At 72.9% G+C, this 16,709-nt stretch carries 13 protein-coding genes; 6 read left to right on the plus strand and 7 right to left on the minus strand.

What is annotated here, in order from left to right:
• Positions 1 to 61 precede the first annotated feature (61 nt).
• Positions 62 to 499: a YdeI/OmpD-associated family protein gene (locus tag EDM22_RS03560; RefSeq protein ID WP_122935686.1), complete on the plus strand. Its 438-nt coding sequence runs from the start codon at positions 62 to 64 to the stop codon at positions 497 to 499.
• On the opposite strand, the gene EDM22_RS03565 is transcribed toward EDM22_RS03560, so the two are convergent.
• Positions 486 to 4,022 carry a TM0106 family RecB-like putative nuclease gene (locus EDM22_RS03565; RefSeq protein WP_122935687.1) on the minus strand — a complete coding sequence of 1,179 codons (3,537 nt, stop codon included), beginning with the start codon at positions 4,020 to 4,022 and terminating at the stop codon, positions 486 to 488. The two genes, EDM22_RS03560 and EDM22_RS03565, sit on opposite strands and share 14 nt — an antisense overlap.
• A 106-nt stretch (positions 4,023 to 4,128) precedes the next feature.
• Complete coding sequence (locus EDM22_RS03570) at positions 4,129 to 4,758, minus strand: TetR/AcrR family transcriptional regulator (RefSeq protein ID WP_122935688.1); 630 nt, start codon at positions 4,756 to 4,758, stop codon at positions 4,129 to 4,131.
• Positions 4,759 to 4,842: 84 nt separating this feature from the next.
• Between EDM22_RS03570 and EDM22_RS03575 the strand changes: the two genes are divergently transcribed.
• From EDM22_RS03575 to EDM22_RS03585, 3 genes are read left to right on the plus strand one after another with little or no spacing between them, the layout of a single operon-like run.
• The gene (locus EDM22_RS03575) at positions 4,843 to 6,576 is read left to right on the plus strand and encodes a purine-cytosine permease family protein (RefSeq protein WP_122935689.1); all 1,734 of its coding nucleotides are present in this window, start codon (positions 4,843 to 4,845) and stop codon (positions 6,574 to 6,576) included.
• Positions 6,573 to 7,613, plus strand: coding sequence for an agmatine deiminase family protein (locus tag EDM22_RS03580; protein ID WP_122935690.1), 1,041 nt, complete (start codon positions 6,573 to 6,575; stop codon positions 7,611 to 7,613). Before EDM22_RS03575 ends, EDM22_RS03580 begins: the two co-directional genes overlap by 4 nt.
• A complete protein-coding gene (locus EDM22_RS03585; RefSeq protein ID WP_122935691.1) occupies positions 7,610 to 9,439 on the plus strand; it encodes an amidase in 1,830 nt (609 codons plus the stop codon). The genes EDM22_RS03580 and EDM22_RS03585 overlap by 4 nt, the downstream gene beginning before the upstream one ends.
• A 10-nt stretch (positions 9,440 to 9,449) precedes the next feature.
• Here the strand turns inward: EDM22_RS03585 and EDM22_RS03590 are convergent, their stop codons facing one another.
• Both EDM22_RS03590 and EDM22_RS03595 read right to left on the minus strand, forming a co-directional pair.
• Entirely contained in the window at positions 9,450 to 9,857 is a 408-nt protein-coding gene (locus EDM22_RS03590) for a TM2 domain-containing protein (protein WP_122935692.1), read from the minus strand.
• A 179-nt stretch (positions 9,858 to 10,036) separates the two neighbouring features.
• On the minus strand, positions 10,037 to 11,647 hold the full coding sequence (locus EDM22_RS03595; RefSeq protein ID WP_122935693.1) for a molybdopterin-dependent oxidoreductase: 1,611 nt from the start codon (positions 11,645 to 11,647) through the stop codon (positions 10,037 to 10,039).
• A gap of 170 nt (positions 11,648 to 11,817) precedes the next feature.
• Between EDM22_RS03595 and EDM22_RS03600 the strand changes: the two genes are divergently transcribed.
• Together EDM22_RS03600 and EDM22_RS03605 are read left to right on the plus strand one after the other, a co-directional pair.
• Complete coding sequence (locus EDM22_RS03600) at positions 11,818 to 12,573, plus strand: SDR family NAD(P)-dependent oxidoreductase (protein ID WP_122935694.1); 756 nt, start codon at positions 11,818 to 11,820, stop codon at positions 12,571 to 12,573.
• A 417-nt stretch (positions 12,574 to 12,990) separates the two neighbouring features.
• Positions 12,991 to 13,551, plus strand: a complete 561-nt coding sequence (locus EDM22_RS03605; protein ID WP_138708014.1) for a hypothetical protein — start codon at positions 12,991 to 12,993, stop codon at positions 13,549 to 13,551.
• Here the strand turns inward: EDM22_RS03605 and EDM22_RS03610 are convergent.
• The 3 genes from EDM22_RS03610 to EDM22_RS03620 form a co-directional block, all read right to left on the minus strand.
• Positions 13,538 to 14,593, minus strand: a complete 1,056-nt coding sequence (locus EDM22_RS03610) for a zinc-dependent alcohol dehydrogenase family protein (protein ID WP_122935779.1) — start codon at positions 14,591 to 14,593, stop codon at positions 13,538 to 13,540. The two genes, EDM22_RS03605 and EDM22_RS03610, sit on opposite strands and share 14 nt — an antisense overlap.
• Before the next feature lie 83 nt (positions 14,594 to 14,676).
• Positions 14,677 to 15,402: an alpha/beta hydrolase family protein gene (locus tag EDM22_RS03615; protein WP_122935696.1), complete on the minus strand. Its 726-nt coding sequence runs from the start codon at positions 15,400 to 15,402 to the stop codon at positions 14,677 to 14,679.
• A 15-nt stretch (positions 15,403 to 15,417) separates the two neighbouring features.
• On the minus strand, positions 15,418 to 16,593 hold the full coding sequence (locus EDM22_RS03620; protein ID WP_170963994.1) for a DUF2207 family protein: 1,176 nt from the start codon (positions 16,591 to 16,593) through the stop codon (positions 15,418 to 15,420).
• Positions 16,594 to 16,709 lie beyond the last annotated feature (116 nt).

Consider the following 16,709-nt stretch of genomic DNA (forward strand, 5'->3'; position numbering starts at 1 on the left):
TGTCTTCCCAGCTTCGGCGGACGCTGGCAGGGGGTCGTCGACTGCTGGCAGACTCGCGTGCATGCGGTTCGAGACGACGATGCACCAGACGGGCAACAACACGGGCATCGAGGTGCCGCCCGAGGTCGTGGAGGCGCTCGGCGCAGGGAGGAAGCCGCCCGTGGTCGTCAACGTGAACGGGTACGAGTACCGCAGCACCGTCGCCGTGATGGGCGGCAGGTACCTGATCCCGTTCAGCAGCGACAGGCGCGCGGCGACGGGCATCGCCGGCGGCGACGCGATCACGGTCGACCTCGAGGTCGATTCGACGCCGCGCACGGTGGAGCTTCCGGCTGACTTCGCGGCGGCGCTCGACGCGACGCCGGGTGCCCGCGAGGCCTACGAGCGGCTCGCGCCGAGCCACAAGAAGGCGCACGTGACGGCGATCGAGTCGGCGAAGGCGGCGGACACCCGTCAGCGACGCATCGATGCGGCCGTCGCGAAGATCACCGGGTACTGACCCGCTCGCCGGCAGGTATCTCCGCGCCGACGAGGCGCACGAACGCGCTGAGCTGGGCCACGCCGTCGGGCGTGCGGGGCAGTGCGTCGAGGAGCCCCGGCGAGTGCACGAGGTAGGCGGCGACCTGCGCGCGCGAGATGGCCACGTTCAGCCGGTTCTTCAGCAGCAGGAACTCGATGCCGCGCGGGGCGGCGGCGGCCGAGGACGCGGCGAGCGACACGATCGCGACGGCGGCCTCCTGCCCCTGGAACTTGTCGACGGTGCCCACGGGCACGTCGTGGAAGCCCGCGGCGTCGAGGGCGCCGCGCACCCGCGCCAGCTGCGCGTTGTACGGCGTGACGACGATGATGTCGCGCTGGCCGAGCGGGCGCGGGGCGGCCGCTCGGGTCTCGTCGGCGCGGTCGAGGTCGACGAGGTCGCGGCCGAGCAGCGAGTCGACGATCGACACGACGACGTCGGCCTCTTCGGGGGACTCGGTGGAGTTGCCGTGGTGCTCGACCTGCACGGGCGCGAGTCCGGGGGCGACGCCGTCGATGCGCCGCAGCCCGGCGGTGGGGAACGAGCGCAGCTCGCCCTCGTACGACAGCCGCGAGACGGGGGCGGCCATGGCCGGGTGCATCCGACGGCTCTCGGCGAGGAAGTAGCCGTACTCGGGCGGCAGCACGTCGTGGCCGTCGGCGATCCAGCCGAGGGCCGAGGCGTCGACCGGCTCGGGGTGGATGCCCTGGCTCACCTGCGGCAGCTGCTGCGGATCGCCGAGCAGCAGCAGCCGCTTCGCGGCGACCGATGCGGCGATGGTGGCCGCGAGCGAGAACTGGCCGGCCTCGTCGATGACGAGCAGGTCGAGCGAGCGGCGGTCGAAGCGACCGAGGTTGGTGAAGTCCCACGCGGTGCCGCCGACGACGAAGCCGGATGACGCACGCCCGCGCATGTACTCGCCGACGCCGTTCTTCGCGACGACGGTGAACGCGTACGCGGCGTCGTCGCCGGCCTCCTTCGGCGCCTTGGCGACGAGGTCGGGATCGAGCCCCGCGGCGATGACCCGGTCGAGCAGGTGCTCGACCACGGCGTGCGATTGCGCGACGACCCCGATCTTCCACCGGTGGTCGCGCACGAGCCGCGTGATGACGTGCGATCCGACGTAGGTCTTGCCCGTGCCGGGCGGCCCCTGCACCGCGAGCACCGAGTGCTCGAGGTCGAGCAGCGAGCGCGTGACGGCGCCGACGTAGTCGTGGCCGTCGTCGGGGGCGAGCGGCGCGAGTGCCCCCGATCGCGTTCGCGGCGGGGTGCGGCGCAGCACGTCGACCGCCGGGTCGCTCGGCCAGCCGGGCTGCGCCATGACGAGTGCGCGTGCCCACTCGGCGATGGCGCCGCGTTGCGACCCGGCCTGCGGCGGCGGACTCGGCACGACCGCGGAAGGGAGCACGTGCCAGTGCTCGCCGTCTGGGCTGATCTCCTCGATGAGCACCCCGTCGTCGAACACCTCGAGCACCGAGACCGGGCGCGGCACCCGGGCGTTCGGGCGCGTTCCCGCGATGGCGAAGGGCCCCGGCGGCTCGTACAGCACGAAGGGGTTCGCGCCGGTGGAGAAGCGGCTGCCCGGCGCGATGCGACCGCGCAGCCGCACGTGGCGCCGCTCCTTGCGCTGGCGCGTGTCGCCGTCGAGGAACCAGTCGCGCACCACCTCGGAGGCGGCCGAGTCGACGACGAGGACGTCGCGGGTGTCCTCCCACTCGTCGATCGGCTGCTCGAGTCGGAAGAAGTGCCCCCACCAGAAGCTCTTCTGCTCGCGGTCGTGGTAGTCGATCGCGGCCGCGGCCAGGGCGAGCGCGGTGTGGTCGGCGTCGCGCCGCGGGTCGAGCGGGTCGCCCGAGAGCGACATGAGCTCGAGCGCGAGCGGCGAGGACTCGTAGACGCGTCCGTCCTTCGGGGCGGGCGGTGCGGGCAGCACCCCTTCGGACCGGGCGATGCCGAGCAGGAAGTCCCGCAGCCGCACCGTGGAGACGCAGTCGTAGCGGTTGTAGTCGGCGAGGTCGGCGAGCACGGCGGCCGCGGCCTCCGCCTGGCCCGACGCTTCGAGCTCACGGGCGCGCACGTACTCGAGGATCGAGTCGCCGCCCGACTTCACCTCGGCCTCGCGCAACTCGGACCCCATGTAGAGGGGTTCGAGCTTCTTGATCGAGTACGAGCGGCTGCCCACGCGGATGCCCCGCTTGACGATGGGGTAGAGGTCGACGAACACCTCGTCGGCGAGCAACTGGTCGACGGCGGACTCGCCCACACCGTGCCGCGCGGCCATCGCGAGCAGGTGCGTGCGCTCGTAGGCCGCGTAGTGGTAGATGTGCATGCCCGGGTACCGCCGCCGGCGCTCGGCGACGAGGGCGAGGAAGCGCTCGAGCGCCTCGCGCTCCTCGGCGAAGGTGTGCGCCCAGATCGGCGTGAAGCGCTCGTCGGTGTCGACCATGCCGAAGAGGTAGTCGATGCCCCACCAGTGACCCTCGCCCTCGGTGTAGAGCGGATCGCCCTCGAAGTCGAAGAAGAGGTCGCCCGGGTCGGGCTCGGGGATGGCCGCGAGCGCGCGGGCGTCGCGCACGGCGACAGGCGGGGGCAGCGGCGGTGCGCCGGGCTCGGGCTCGCCCGCGGCCTCGCGCTGCGCCTCGGCGATGAGCTGCAGCCGGGCCTGCTCGCGCAGCCCGTCGAGGGTCGACGCGGTGATGCCCGGCACGGGGCCGGCCGACGCGGCGAGTTCGTCGATCGTGGTGATCCCCACCTCGAGGAGGCGGTCGCGCTGCGTCGTGCGCATGGCCGCGACGAGCAGCACGTCGCGGTGGGCCGTGACCTCGAGGTCGCACGTGGGGCAGCGCCCGTCGATGGCGTAGCGCAAGTCGCCCCACTCGACCGGGGCGACGTCGGCGACGCGCTCGGCGATGATCTGCTCGAGGCGGGCCCGGCGCAGCCGGTAGACGGGCAGGATGTCGTCGAGCCGGTGCGAGCTCACCGATCCGTCGCCCAGCAGCAGCTCGGCGGTGTCGGCGCGCGGCACGCCGATGCGGTCGAGCTGCTCGGCGTAGGCGGCGAGCTGGAGCAACGCCGTGACCTTGGCGCGGCGGGCGAGCTTCGTGTCCTGCACGAGGTAGCGGCCGTCTGGCCGGCGCACGATGAAGTCGGCGAACCCGATGAAGTCGTCGGTGGCGAACGTGGCCTGGAACACCACGTCGGCGCCGCGCGCGAACGCCGCGTTCGTGGCCTCCACCGCGGCCTGCACCGCCGCGGCATCGCGCACGTCGGGCCGCTCGATGAGCGCGACCCCCTCGCCGAACTCGGCGAGGTAGGCCTCGAGCTGCAGCGCCTCGTGCCGGTCGCCGAGGCGCCCCGAGCGCTCGAGCATGGCGTCTTCGGGGTCGGGCACGGGCTCGCAGCGCCCGAGCTTCGCGTCGAGCGCGCGCAGGAACGCGAACTCGCACTCCGACGCCTTCTTGAGGTCGCTCGCGCTCGTGACCACGGTGTCGCCCAACAGGTACATCGGGCTCCTTCCGTCGGCCTCGTTCCCACGGTAGCGGCGCCGTCCGACATCCGTCGTGCGACCGCGGCTTCGGCGTGCGCGGCCGCACCCGAGCGGATGCCGCGACTCAGCGTGCGGTCGAGAGCGCCCCGCGTCCGAGCCCGAGCATGCCCTCCACGGCCCGGTGGATGAGCGATCCGCGATCGCCCGCGTCGCCCCACCGCACGAGCGCCTGCGCGTTGAGGCCGTCGATCATGCCGAGCAACTGCCACGCGACGGCGGCCGCGTCATCCGTCTCGAACTCGCCCGACGCGGCGCCCTGCTCGACGACACCCTGCACGACCTCCTGCCAGGCGTCCATCTGCCCGCGAACGGATGCCGCAAGCGCGTCGTTGCGGCGCCCGAGCGCCCAGGCCTCGACCCACACGACGGTCACGTCGTCGCGGGTGCCGTCGAGCAGCGTGTCGAGCAGCACGCCGAGGCGCTCGCGCGGGCCGGGGAGGGTCGCGAGCAGCGCGACGACCTCGTCGATCTCTGCCGAGACGATCGTGGCGAAGGTGCTCGCGATCAGGGCGTCCATGTTCGGCTGGTAGTGGGCGACGAGCGCCGGAGCGACGTCGGAGCGCGTGGCGACCGAGCGCAGCGTCACGGCCGCGAGCCCCTGCTCGAGGGCCACGTGCCGCGCGGCATCCGCGATCTCCGCAGATCGCTCCGCCGGGCTCTTGCGGGCCGCCTTCTTGCGTTCGGGTCTTGACATCGTGCCGCCAGTCTATGTAGCGTCTCACACTATTGATCAAGTGATCAATAAGAATTCATCGTCGAGACAACGAGGTTTCCGCACATGAACGACCAGCACATCGACCCGGGGCCGGGGCAGCGGGCCCCCGGCGCGGCGCAGTCGGTCGGCCCCGTGCCCGCCGCCGCGCACGCGAACGTCGCGACATCCGCCGCCCCCGCCCACCACCACGAGCACGACGCCGGCGTGCCCGCCGACCGCGCCGGCCACATCGAGACCCACGGCATCGAGTCCATCCCCGAGTCCGACCGGCACGGCCGCCCGTCGGGCCTCTTCTGGGTGTGGATGTCGGCGAACGTCGGCTACCTCTACTTCGTCATCGGCGGCGTGCTCATGCTGCTGGGCCTCTCCATCTGGGAGGCGCTCGCGGTCACCGTGCTCGGCAACCTCTGGTGGGCCGCCGTCGGCTGGCTCGCCGTGAGCGGCCCCGCCGCCGGAGCGCCGAGCGTCACGATCATGCGCGCCATGTTCGGCGTGCGCGGCAACCGGATCTTCGGCGCCGGACTCGGCGTGGCCATCGGCCTCTTCTACGAGATCATCAACGTCGCCTTCGCGACGCTCGCCGCGATCGCCCTGCTCGCGCAGTTCGGCATCGTGCTCCCCGGCGGCGCCGAGTGGGCCGTGCTCGCCGTGATCGGCGTGCTGAGCTTCGTCATCGGCGTCTACGGACACGCCACGATCCTCGCGCTCGCGCCGTGGTTCTCGGCGGCGCTCGCGGTGGTGTTCATCGTGCTCGCCGTCTTCGTGTTCGCCGCCGCCGACTTCTCGTACGCGCCTCAGTCGCTGCCGGTCGCCGACCACTGGGCCGTGCTGCTGCTCGGCTTCGCGATCGTCGCGTCGAGCCCGCTGTCGTGGGGCACCGGCGCCGACTACGCGCGCTACCTGCCGGCGGACGTCTCGAAGCGCGCGGTCGCCTGGTACACCGCGCTCGGCGGGTTCGTGCCCGCCCTGGTCATCGGCGTGCTCGGCATCGTCGCCGGCACCGCGATCGACATGACCGACCCGCAGCTCACGATCGGCGAGATCGTGCCCGCGTGGTTCACGCCCGTGTTCCTCGGCATGATCGTGCTCTCGAGCGTCACGAACAACGTGCTCGTCGCCTACTCGACCGGCTTCTACCTGCAGGCGCTCGGCGTGCGCATCTCCCGGGCGGCCACCGTGGTCGTCACGGGCGTCATCGCCACCGCGGTCGCCGGCTGGGTGCTCTTCCTCACGCCGAGCTTCCTCGACACGCTGAGCTCGTCGCTCGAGCTCAGCGTCACCGTGCTCGGCCCGCTCGTCGCCGTGTACGCCGTCGACATCCTGCTGCGCCGCAACCGCTACGACGGCCGCGCGCTCGACGACACGACGCCCGCGAGCCCCTTCTGGTACCGCGGCGGCGTGTTCCTGCCCGGCGTCGTCACGATGCTCGTCGCCCCCGCGGTCGCGGTCATGATGGCGAACACGACGCTGTACGTGGGGCCCATCGCGGCGGCCCTCGGCGGGGCCGACCTGTCGGCGCTCGTGGGTCCCGTGCTCGCCGGGGGGCTCTACGCGCTGCTCTGGCTGAGGACCGACCCGTATCGCGACGCGTCGCGGCGACCGGGCGCAACGGGTGCTGCCGCGGTCGGCGCCGACGCGACCGCGAACGCCCGCGACGCGGCATCCGAAGACCTGCACACGGCGGACCCGAACACCGCAGACCCGGGCACCGCAGACCCGATCACGACAGACCCGACCACCGAGACCACGGATGCCGCGGCATCCACCCGTACCCTGAACATGGAGGTGCCCGCATGACCTGGCGCATGCCCGCAGAGACCGCGCCGCACGAGCGCACGTGGATGGCGTTCCCGCGAGAGGGGCTGACCCTCGGCGAGACCGACGCGGAGCGCGAGGCCGGCTACGCCGCCTGGGCCGACGTCGCGAACGCGATCGCCCCCTTCGAGCCGCTCAGCATGGTCGTCGACCCCACCGAGACCGCACGGGCACGCCGCATGCTCTCCGCGGAGATCGAGCTCGTCGAGGCGCCGCTCGACGAGTTCTGGATGCGCGACTTCGGCCCGACGTTCGTCGTCGACGACGAACGGCCCGGTGTACTGGGCGCCGTCGACTGGATCTTCAACGGCTGGGGCGCGCCGGAGTGGGCCGAGTGGACGAAGTCCGCAGAGATCGCGCGGTTCATCGCCGAGTGCGTCGGGGCGGAGCTCGTGTCGAGCATGCTCGTCAACGAGGGCGGCGGCATCCACGTCGACGGCGAGGGCACCGTGCTCCTCACCGACACGGTGCAGCTCGACCCGCGCCGCAACCCCTACGCCGACCGGGCCCGGGTCGAGGCGGAGCTCGCACGTACGATCGGCACGTCGAAGGCGATCTGGCTCCCCCGCGGCCTCACCCGCGACTACGACCAGTTCGGCACCAACGGACATGTCGACATCGTCGCGACGATCCCGTCGCCCGGGCGTCTCCTGCTGCACGAGCAGCGCGACCCCGGGCATCCCGACTTCGAGGTGACGCGCGACCTGCGTGCGCGCCTCCTGGGCGAGACGGATGCCGCAGGCCGCCCCTTCGAGATCATCGACCTGCCCGCGCCCGAGACCCTCCGGGACCACGAGGGATTCGTCGACTGGAGCTACGTGAACCACCTCGTCGTGAACGACGGCGTGATCGCATGCGGCTTCGGCGAGGAGCGGGCGGATGCCGCGGCGCGCGAGATCCTCGCCGACGCGTACCCCGGGCGCCGGGTCGTCACGGTCGACTCGCGCGAGATCTTCGCCCGCGGCGGCGGCATCCACTGCATCACGCAGCAGCAGCCGGCGCTGGGCGGCGCCCGATGAGCGGCGACGGGTTCGACGTCGTCGAGGCGTCGATCGCCCAGCTGCGCGCCGCGCTCGAGCGCGGGCGCGTGACGAGCGTGGGCCTGGTCGAGGCGTACCTCGCCCGGATCGAGGCGTATGACGGCCCGGGGACGGAGACGGCGCTCAACGCGGTCGTCGTCATGAACCCCGACGCGATCGCCGACGCGCGCGCCTCCGACGAACGCCGCGCGCGCGGCGAGACGCTCGGTCCGCTCGACGGCATCCCGTACACCGCCAAGGACAGTTACCTCGCACGCGGCCTCACTGCGGCGGCCGGCAGCCCGGCGTTCGAGCACCTCGTCGCCCAGCGCGACGCGTTCACGATCGAGCGACTCCGAGCCGGCGGCGCCGTGCTGATCGGACTCACGAACATGCCCCCGATGGCGAACGGCGGCATGCAGCGCGGCGTCTACGGCCGCGCCGAGAGCCCGTACAACGCGGAGTTCCTCACGGCCGCGTTCGGCTCCGGCTCCTCCAACGGCTCGGGAACCGCGACGGCGGCGAGCTTCGCCGCGTTCGGTCTCGGCGAGGAGACCTGGTCGAGCGGCAGGGCGCCCGCCTCGAACAACGCGCTCTGCGCGTACACCCCCTCGAGGGGTGTCATCTCGGTGCGCGGCAACTGGCCGCTCGTGCCCACGATGGACGTGGTCGTGCCGCACACCCGCACCATGGCCGACCTGCTCGAGGTGCTCGACGTGATCGTGGCCGACGACCCCGAGACCCGGGGCGACTTCTGGCGGGCGCAGCCGTGGGTGTCCATCCCGTCCGCGTCGTCGGTACGCCCCGAGTCGTATGTTGCCCTGCTCCCGACGCCCGCGGAGCGGGCTCCCCACGCCGAGCGCGTCGGTTCCGGACGCGACGCGACCGACTCCGCGGCATCCGCGACGCGAAGTGACGCGCTCGATGCGGGCGCCGCCAGCGTGCTCGCGGGCAGGCGTCTGGGTGTGCCGCGCATGTACGTGAACGCCGACCCCGACGCCGGCACGGCCGAGCCCGGCCGCAGCCCCGGCATCGGCGGATCGACCGGGCAGCGCATCGACACCCGGGCATCCGTCATCGAACTGTGGGAAGCCGCGCGCCGCGACCTCGAGGCCGCCGGCGCCGAAGTGGTGCTCGTCGACTTCCCCGTCGTGTCGAACTACGAGGGCGACCGGCCCGGCGCGCCCACGATCGCCACCCGCGGACTCGTGAGCCCCGAGTACCTGCACCGCGAGATCGTCGACCTGTCGGCGTGGTCGTGGCAGGACTTCCTCGATGCGAACGGCGACCCGGCGCTGCGCTCGCTCGCCGACGTCGACGGTGCCCGCATCTTCCCGCACCCCGAGGGCGCGCTGCCCGACCGCTACACCGGGTTCGACGACGACATCGCCGAGTACCCCGACTGGGCGCGCTCGCACCCGGGCGCGACGCTCGACGACATGCCCGAGCTCGCGGAGGGCCTCCGCGGTCTCGAGGAGACCCGGCGCATCGACCTCGAGCAGTGGATGGACGGCCTCGGCCTCGATGCCGTGGTCTTCCCCGCGGTCGCCGACGTGGGTCCCGCCGACATGGACGTGAACGCGGCATCCGCCGATCTCGGCTGGCGCAACGGCGTGTGGGTCGCCAACGGCAACCTCGTGCCGCGGCACCTCGGCATCCCGACGGTGACGGTGCCCATGGGGCTGATGCGCGACATCCGGATGCCGGTGGGCCTCACGTTCGCCGGACGCGCCTACGACGACTCGGCCCTGCTCGCCCTCGCCGCCGCGTTCGAGGCCACCGGCTCCCGCCGGACCCCGCCGCCGCGGACCCCGCCGCTCGCCTGATCGCGGGCGACTACTGCCCCTGCCACCACGGCATCATCGGCAGCACCGTCTGGGGAATGGCGCCGTACACCTGCGAGATCGTCGCCGTGATCAACCAGAGGCCGAAACCGGCCGCGGTGATGATCCAGGCGACGAGGCGATGCTCCTCGTAGTCGGGCAGCAGTCGCCCCTCCTTGTCGCGCTGCACGCCGGCGAGGGTGAGGATGAGGTCGATGAGCCACCAGATGCCGAAGCCGCCCAACGTGAGCAGCTTGAGGATGCCGGTGCCGACCTTGCCGAGGTAGAAGCGGTCTACGCCGAGGAAGCCGAGCAGCCACGCGAACATCCAGGTGGCGACGAACGACCGGTCGGACAGAGCGGTGGGAAGCGCGGGAACGGGCGCCCCCGGGTTCGGTGCGATGGGTGGTTGCGCGGACATGTCGGCCTCCTCGGCCCTTCCACTCTGCGCCGGTCGGCCGATCGCGCCGGGGTCGAAGGTCCCCCGACGTGGGTGTGCGGGAGCGGGATCCTCGACCTGAGCCAGCCGGTCAGCGCTGGGCTGTGCGCGAGGCGGGGTCCTCCACCCGGATGAGCCGGTCAGCTCCGGTTCCGTACGGGTCAGGCGACCTCGACCGTGAGTTCGTCGAGCCCCGTGGCGCCGTCGGGCGCGACCGGGGCGACGTCGGCGGTCTGCACCTCGCCGTCGGCCCCGATCGCACGCACCCGCAGCGTGTGCGAGCCGGGCGCGGCATCCCAGTCGTACCGCCACTGCACCCAGGTGTCGATCGAGATCGCCGTGGCCAGGGTGGCTGCGCGCCAGTCGCCGTCGTCGACCTGCACCTCGACGCCCGCGATGCCCGTGTGCTGGTGCCACGCGACGCCCGCGACGGTGACGGTGCCGGCTGCCACCGACTGGCCCTGCCGCGGCACGTCGATGCGCGACGAGAGCTTGATCGGCCCGCGTTCGCTCCAGCCGCGGTCGCTCCAGTAGGCGCGCGCCCGGTCGAAGCGGGTGACCTCGAGGTCGACGACCCACTTCGTCGCCGAGACGTAGCCGTAGAGCCCCGGCACGACCATGCGCACCGGGAAGCCGTGCTCGACGGGCAGCGGGTCGCCGTTCATGCCCACGGCGAGGATCGCGTTGCGGTCGTCCTGCAGCACGGGCAGCGGCGTCGAGGCGGTGAACCCGTCGACGCTGCGGGAGAGCACCATGTCGGCGTCGGAGGTGGGCGCCGCGCGGGCGAGCAGCTCGCGGATCGGGTAGCCGAGCCACGCGGCGTTGCCGATGAGCCCGCCGCCGACCTCGTTCGACACGCACGTCAGGGTCGTCACGCTCTCCTCGAGGGGGAGTGCGAGGAGCTCGTCCCACGTGACGGTGACCTCGCGCTCCACCAGGCCGTGGATGCGCAGGCTCCAGTCGGCCGGATCGACCTGCGGCACGCTGAGCGCCGTGTCGATGCGGTAGAACTCGGCGTTCGGCGTGACGACGGGCGCGAGGCCGTCGATCGCGAGTTCCGCCGACGCGGGAACGGTCGCGCGGGTCGCGGGCTTCGGCAGGCGGATCGCCTCGCGCACCGCGGTGACCGCGCGGGATCCCGCGCTCAGTGCCGACGCCCCGAGCGCGGCGAGCACGCCGATGGCCGCGGCGCCGCCCGCCCAGGCGAAGAAGGCGCGCCGGTCGGGCGGGGCGGGCGGGTCGGCCCGTGCGGGATCGGCGGATGCGGCGAGGCGCTCCTCCACGGATGCCTCGGCGCCGGCGTCTCCGGCCGCGGCGGGCACGAACGGCGCCAGCCGACGCAGCAGCACCCCCAGCGCGCCGATCGCCGCGATCGCCACGACCGCCGAGGGCACGATCGCGAGCATGCCGGCGCCGGCGCGGGTCGCCGCAGCGAGGGCGCCCACGGCACCGAGCGCTGCGATGAGCACGCGTCCCCACGGCGGGCGGCGCCACTCGAGCCAGCCGGCCGCGCCCGCGAGCACGATGACGACGAGGCCGATGCCCGTGAGCAGCGCCGCCTTGTCGCCCGTGCCGAAGAGTGCGATCGCGGCATCCTTCGCCCATGGCGGCGCCAGGTCGATGAGCAACGATCCGACCACGACGAACGGCCCCGACTCAGGACCGACGATGGATGCGGCGAGCTCGCCGAGCCCCGCGCCGAACAGCACCGCCGCAATGCCGGCGACCGCGGGCCGCACCCATCGCGTCGGTGTGCGAGGGGCGTCGGACATGCGCCCCAGCGTAGGCCCGGAGGCTGCATGGCGTCTCGGAATCCGCGGGCATCCGGTCACGGGACTTCCGTCCCGCTCCGGCGTCGGCCGCCCTGCCTATGCTGACCCGGAGGGCGACCGCTGGCGCGAACGCGAGAGGTCGCCCGTTCTCCGCAGCGAAAGGATCCCCCATGGCCCAGTACGACGTCGGCGACCGCTCCGCGATCGTGACCGGCGGGGGAAGCGGCATCGGCCGCTCGGTCGCACTGCTCCTCGCGGCGAACGGCGCCTCGGTCGTCGTCAACGACATGAACGGCGACCACGCCGACGCGGTCGTCGACGAGATCCGGGCCGCAGGCGGCGAGGCCGAGGCATCCGTCGGCGATGTCACGGATGCCGCGTGGATCGAGAGCTCGATCGACACCGCCAACTCGCTCGCACCGCTGCGCATCGCGGTGAACAACGCCGGCATCGGCGGCGCCGCCGCCCTGATCGGCGACTACCCGGTGGAGAGCTGGGACAAGGTGCTCGACGTGAACCTCTCGTCGATCTTCCGCGGGATGCGGGCGCAGCTGCCCGCGATGGTGAAGAACGGGGGCGGATCCATCGTGAACGTCGCGTCGATCCTCGGCAGCGTCGGCTTCGCGAACTCTGCGGCGTACGTGAGCGCCAAGCACGGACTCGTCGGCCTCACGAAGAACGCGGCGCTCGAGTACTCGGCGCAGGGCGTGCGGATCAACTCGGTGGGCCCCGGCTTCATCAAGACGCCGCTGCTCGACGCGAACCTCGACGAGGCCACGATGGACTTCCTCGCCGGCAAGCACCCCATCGGCCGCCTCGGTGAGCCCGAGGAGGTCGCCGCGCTCGTCGCGTTCCTCGCGAGCGACGCCGCGAGCTTCATCACGGGGAGCTACCACCTCGTCGACGGCGGATACACCGCCCAATGAGCCCGGGAGCGGGCGCTGCGGTTCGGGGGAGCCTGCGGCATCCCGCTCCCGTCTGACGCGTCGCGCCGATCGAGTCGGCGCGCAGCGCCGCCCCGCCGATCGCGTAGGCGCGCAGCGCCGCTTCGCCGATCGAGTAGGCGCGCAGCGCCGTGTGCCACGCCGATCGAGTAGGCGCGCAGCGCCGTATCGAGATCTCACGGAGGGGTCTCGATACGCGCTTCGCGCTACTCGACCGGCGGCGCGGGTCTCGGTACGCGCTTCGCGCTCCTCGACCGGCGGCGCGGGTCTCGGTACGCGCTTCGCGCTCCTCGACCGGCGGCGCGGGTCTCGATACGCGCTTCGCGCTACGCGACCGGCGGCGTCTCGACCCGCCGTTCCGCTCGCTGGTACTGTGTGGCCAGCGGAGTGGAGGTGAGGATGCTTCACGCTGAGGATGTGGGCACCGCGCTCCTGACCGGCCTGTGGACTCCGCTCGCCGTCGCCGTCATCACCGCCGCCGCGAGCGGGCTCATCGCGGTGATGAACGTCCGCGGCGACGACCTCAAGCGGGCCGAGCGGCTGAGCCAGGTGCTCGGCGACATGGAACCGTCGCCCGAGCGCACGGTCGTCGCGACGATCCGCGACGACTACGCGGTGGGGTGGGCCCTCCGCCAGGCGGCTCCGATCGACCACCGGCTGCGACGCGTCGCCGCGGTGCTCACGGTGGCGGGCGGCGTCGCCCTCGCCGGCGCGATCGTCGTCGGCGTGTACGTGGGCCTCGGCTACGGCACGGTGAGCGACTGGTTCTTCTGGGTGTACTACTCCGTCGGCCTCGCGTTGCTGCTCGCGGCCGTGTGGCTGCGGGCGATCGCGAAGCGCCGCGCCCGCGTGTGGATCCGCGCGGAACGTGCTCGACGCGGCCTCCGCGAACCCCTGCACGAGCACCTGCGCCGCGAGGCCACCGACCCCGCGCCGCCGGCGCCCACTACGCGTCGATGACGATCTTCAGCGCCTTCGTCTCGGCTGCACGCCCGAAGGTGTCGTAGGCATCGAGGATGTCGCCGAGGGCGAAGTGGTGGCTCGCGAACGCGTCGGCGTCGATCTTGCCGCTCGCCACGAGCTTCAGCAGCATCGGCAGGGTGTTCGTGTTGACGAGCCCTGTGGAGATCACGACGTTCTTGATCCAGAGGTCCTCGAGCGCGAGCTCGACGGGCTTCCCGTGCACGCCCACATTCGCGACGTGGCCGCCGGGTCGCACGATCTCCGTCGCCATCTGCAGCGTCAGCGGGATGCCCACCGCCTCGATCGCGACGTCGACGCCGAGTCCGTCGGTCAACGCGAGCACCTGGTCCTTCCAGTCGGCGTCACCGGAGTTCACGCCGTCGGTGGCGCCGAAGCGTCGTGCCTGTTCGATGCGGTTGGCGTCGAGGTCGATCGACACGATCCTCGCGGCGCCGTAGAGTCCGGCGGTCGAGATGATCGACAGGCCGATCGGCCCGGCCCCGACGACGGCGACGACGTCGCCGGGCTTGACGGCGCCGTACTGCACGCCGATCTCGAACCCGGTCGGCAGGATGTCGCTCAGCATCACGCCCTGCTGGTTCGTGACCCCCTCGGGCACCTTGTACACCGAGTTCTCGGCGAACGGCACGCGCACGTACTCGGCCTGCGTGCCGTCGATGAGGTGGCCGAAGATCCAGCCGATGCCCGACGCGCCCTCCGCCGCGAGGCAGTGCGAGTACAGGCCGGCGTGGCAGTAGGAGCAATGGCCGCACGCGCTGATGCACGCGAGGATCACGCGGTCCCCCACGGCGAGGTCGGTGACCGACGAGCCCACCTCGGTGATCACGCCGACGCCCTCGTGGCCGAGGATCCGGCCCGGGGTGACCGCCGGCACGTCCCCCTTGAGGATGTGCAGGTCGGTGCCGCAGATCGTGGTCGTCTCGATCCGCACGATGACGTCGGTCGGCTGCTGGATCACGGGATCGGGAACGTCGGTCCAGTCGATCGCGCCGGGTCCCTGGTACACCAATGCCTTCATCGTCGTCACTCCGCCTTCGTCTTCGGGCCGGACCGCGACGCTCGCGATCCCCCATCGGGCGTTCCGAACGCCCTGCATCGACGCTATGCGGGCGGCTCGACGGCGGATGCGTCGAAGGTCCCCTCATCGGTCGAGCGCACGAAGGCGGCGACCCGCGGCGCGAGCGACGCGCCGACCTCGGCGGCGGGGCGCTTGCGCCCCTTGACGTCGAACGAGTGGGTGGCGTCGTCGATCCACTCGAGCGTCGCGTTCGGTCCGATGCGGCGCACCACGTCGTCGAGCTGCTCGTTCGGGATCGCGAACGGGTCGTTGCGGCCCTGCAGGAACAGCATCGGCACCGCCTCGAGCCCGTACAGGTGCTCATCGCGCGGCCGGTCGGGCTTGCCGGGGGCGTGCAGCGGATAGCCGAGGAACACGAGTCCGGCTGCCGCCATCCCGTCGGCGACCGCCATCGAGGCCATGCGGCCGCCGAAGGACTTGCCGGCCGCCCAGATCGGCTCGCCCTCGGGCGCACGCGCCGCCGCGGCATCCGTCGCCGCGCGCCACGCCGCGATCGCGACCGGCGGGCGATCGGGGAACTTCCGCCCGGCCTCGCGGTAGGGGAAGTTGAACCGCAGGGTGGCGACGCCCGCGTCGTTCAGCGCGCGCGTGAACCCCGACATGAACGGGTGCTCCATGCCGGCGCCGGCGCCGTGCGCGACGACGACCGTGGCGCTCGCGCCGTCGGGTCGCGCGGCGACGCCCGACACGGTGGCGCCGTCGACCGCGAAGGTGATGGTCTGCTCGGGCACCGCGGCCTCCTCGGTCATCGTGGTCCTCGCGTCTCAGGTGTTCAGCGTGTCGAACAGGTCGCCGATCCCGACGAGCACCGTGCCCGCGCCGTCGACGAGGTCGCCGAGCGACGCGGCCAGCTCGAGCACGCCGCCGGCCGCGTCGATCGCGGTGGCCACCTCGGCCGTCACGTCGACGAGTCCGGCGAGGGTGTGGGGATTCGACGTCTCGAGGGCGGCGTGGTCGAGCTGCAGCTGCGCGATCCACTGTCGTTCGAGGCCGAAGAGCACGGCGTAGGGCAGGAGCCGCTCATGCAGGTGGAAGCGGACGAGCGGGGCGGATGCGTCGGCGTCGGCCGGCCCCGCGGCATCCGCGGCGCTCGTGGCAACCGCCGGCCCGGCGGCATCCGACGGCGCTGACTTCCGCGCCGACGCCGCTGCCGACGCCGACGCGGGCACATGCGCGTGCGCCGACCCCTCGACCGCGCGCAGCTCGGCGCCCGCGGGCGACTGCAGCACCCGCAGGCGATCGACCTCGGCGAGCTCGAGGTACCGGCGGAGGCCGGCGAGGTGCTCGCGTCGCGGCACCGCGGGCGGCAGGAAGCGCCGCCACGATGCGGGCGTGACGAAGATCGTCGCGATCGTCGTCGCGAGCGCGACGAGCGCCGCCGCGAGTGCGACCCAGTCGGTGGCGACGAGGGTCACGACGATGAGCACGCCCTCGACGAGCATGCCGAGGTAGGCGAGCACCGTGAGCGTCGTCCCCGGCCAGGTGACGCGGTCGCGGGCGACGAGGCCTTCGCGAGCCAGGGCGTGCTCGACGCCCTGCAGCAGCGTGCGCACGCGTCCCTGCAGGGCGCGCCGGTCGGAGGAGAACCGGCGCAGCCGCGACGACGTGTGCTCCGGCCCGAAGAGCACCTCGAGCACCGAGAGCTCCTCGTCGGTGAGCGTCGCGCCGGGTGCGAGCTCGGCGCCGATCGTGGAGCGCCTGCCGCCCTGCGCCACGAGGCGCAGCTTGCGCTTCACCGCGAGGTCGATGAGCGCCGCCGCGACGGCGAGGCGGTCGGCGTCGACCAGCAGGGCGTCGCGCAGGACCGTGCTGCCGCGTTCGGGCGCGTACTGCACCACACGCGCGGTGACGCGCTGCGCGGCGACCGCGCGCGCGACGATGCCGAACCCGAGGATCGCGAGGGCGGGAGCGACCGCGATGAGGAGGACGGTGATCAGCACGGCCCTCAGTCTAGGGAGGGCGCCGCTCCGGTGGGCGGGCCGCCCGTCGCCGCGGCCCGCATCCACGGCGGCCGAGCGACCCCGAGCCCGTGCCGTCCCCGCGATCGCGGCCGCGC

Source organism: Agromyces tardus, from assembly GCF_003710805.1.
Classification (GTDB): domain Bacteria; phylum Actinomycetota; class Actinomycetes; order Actinomycetales; family Microbacteriaceae; genus Agromyces; species Agromyces tardus.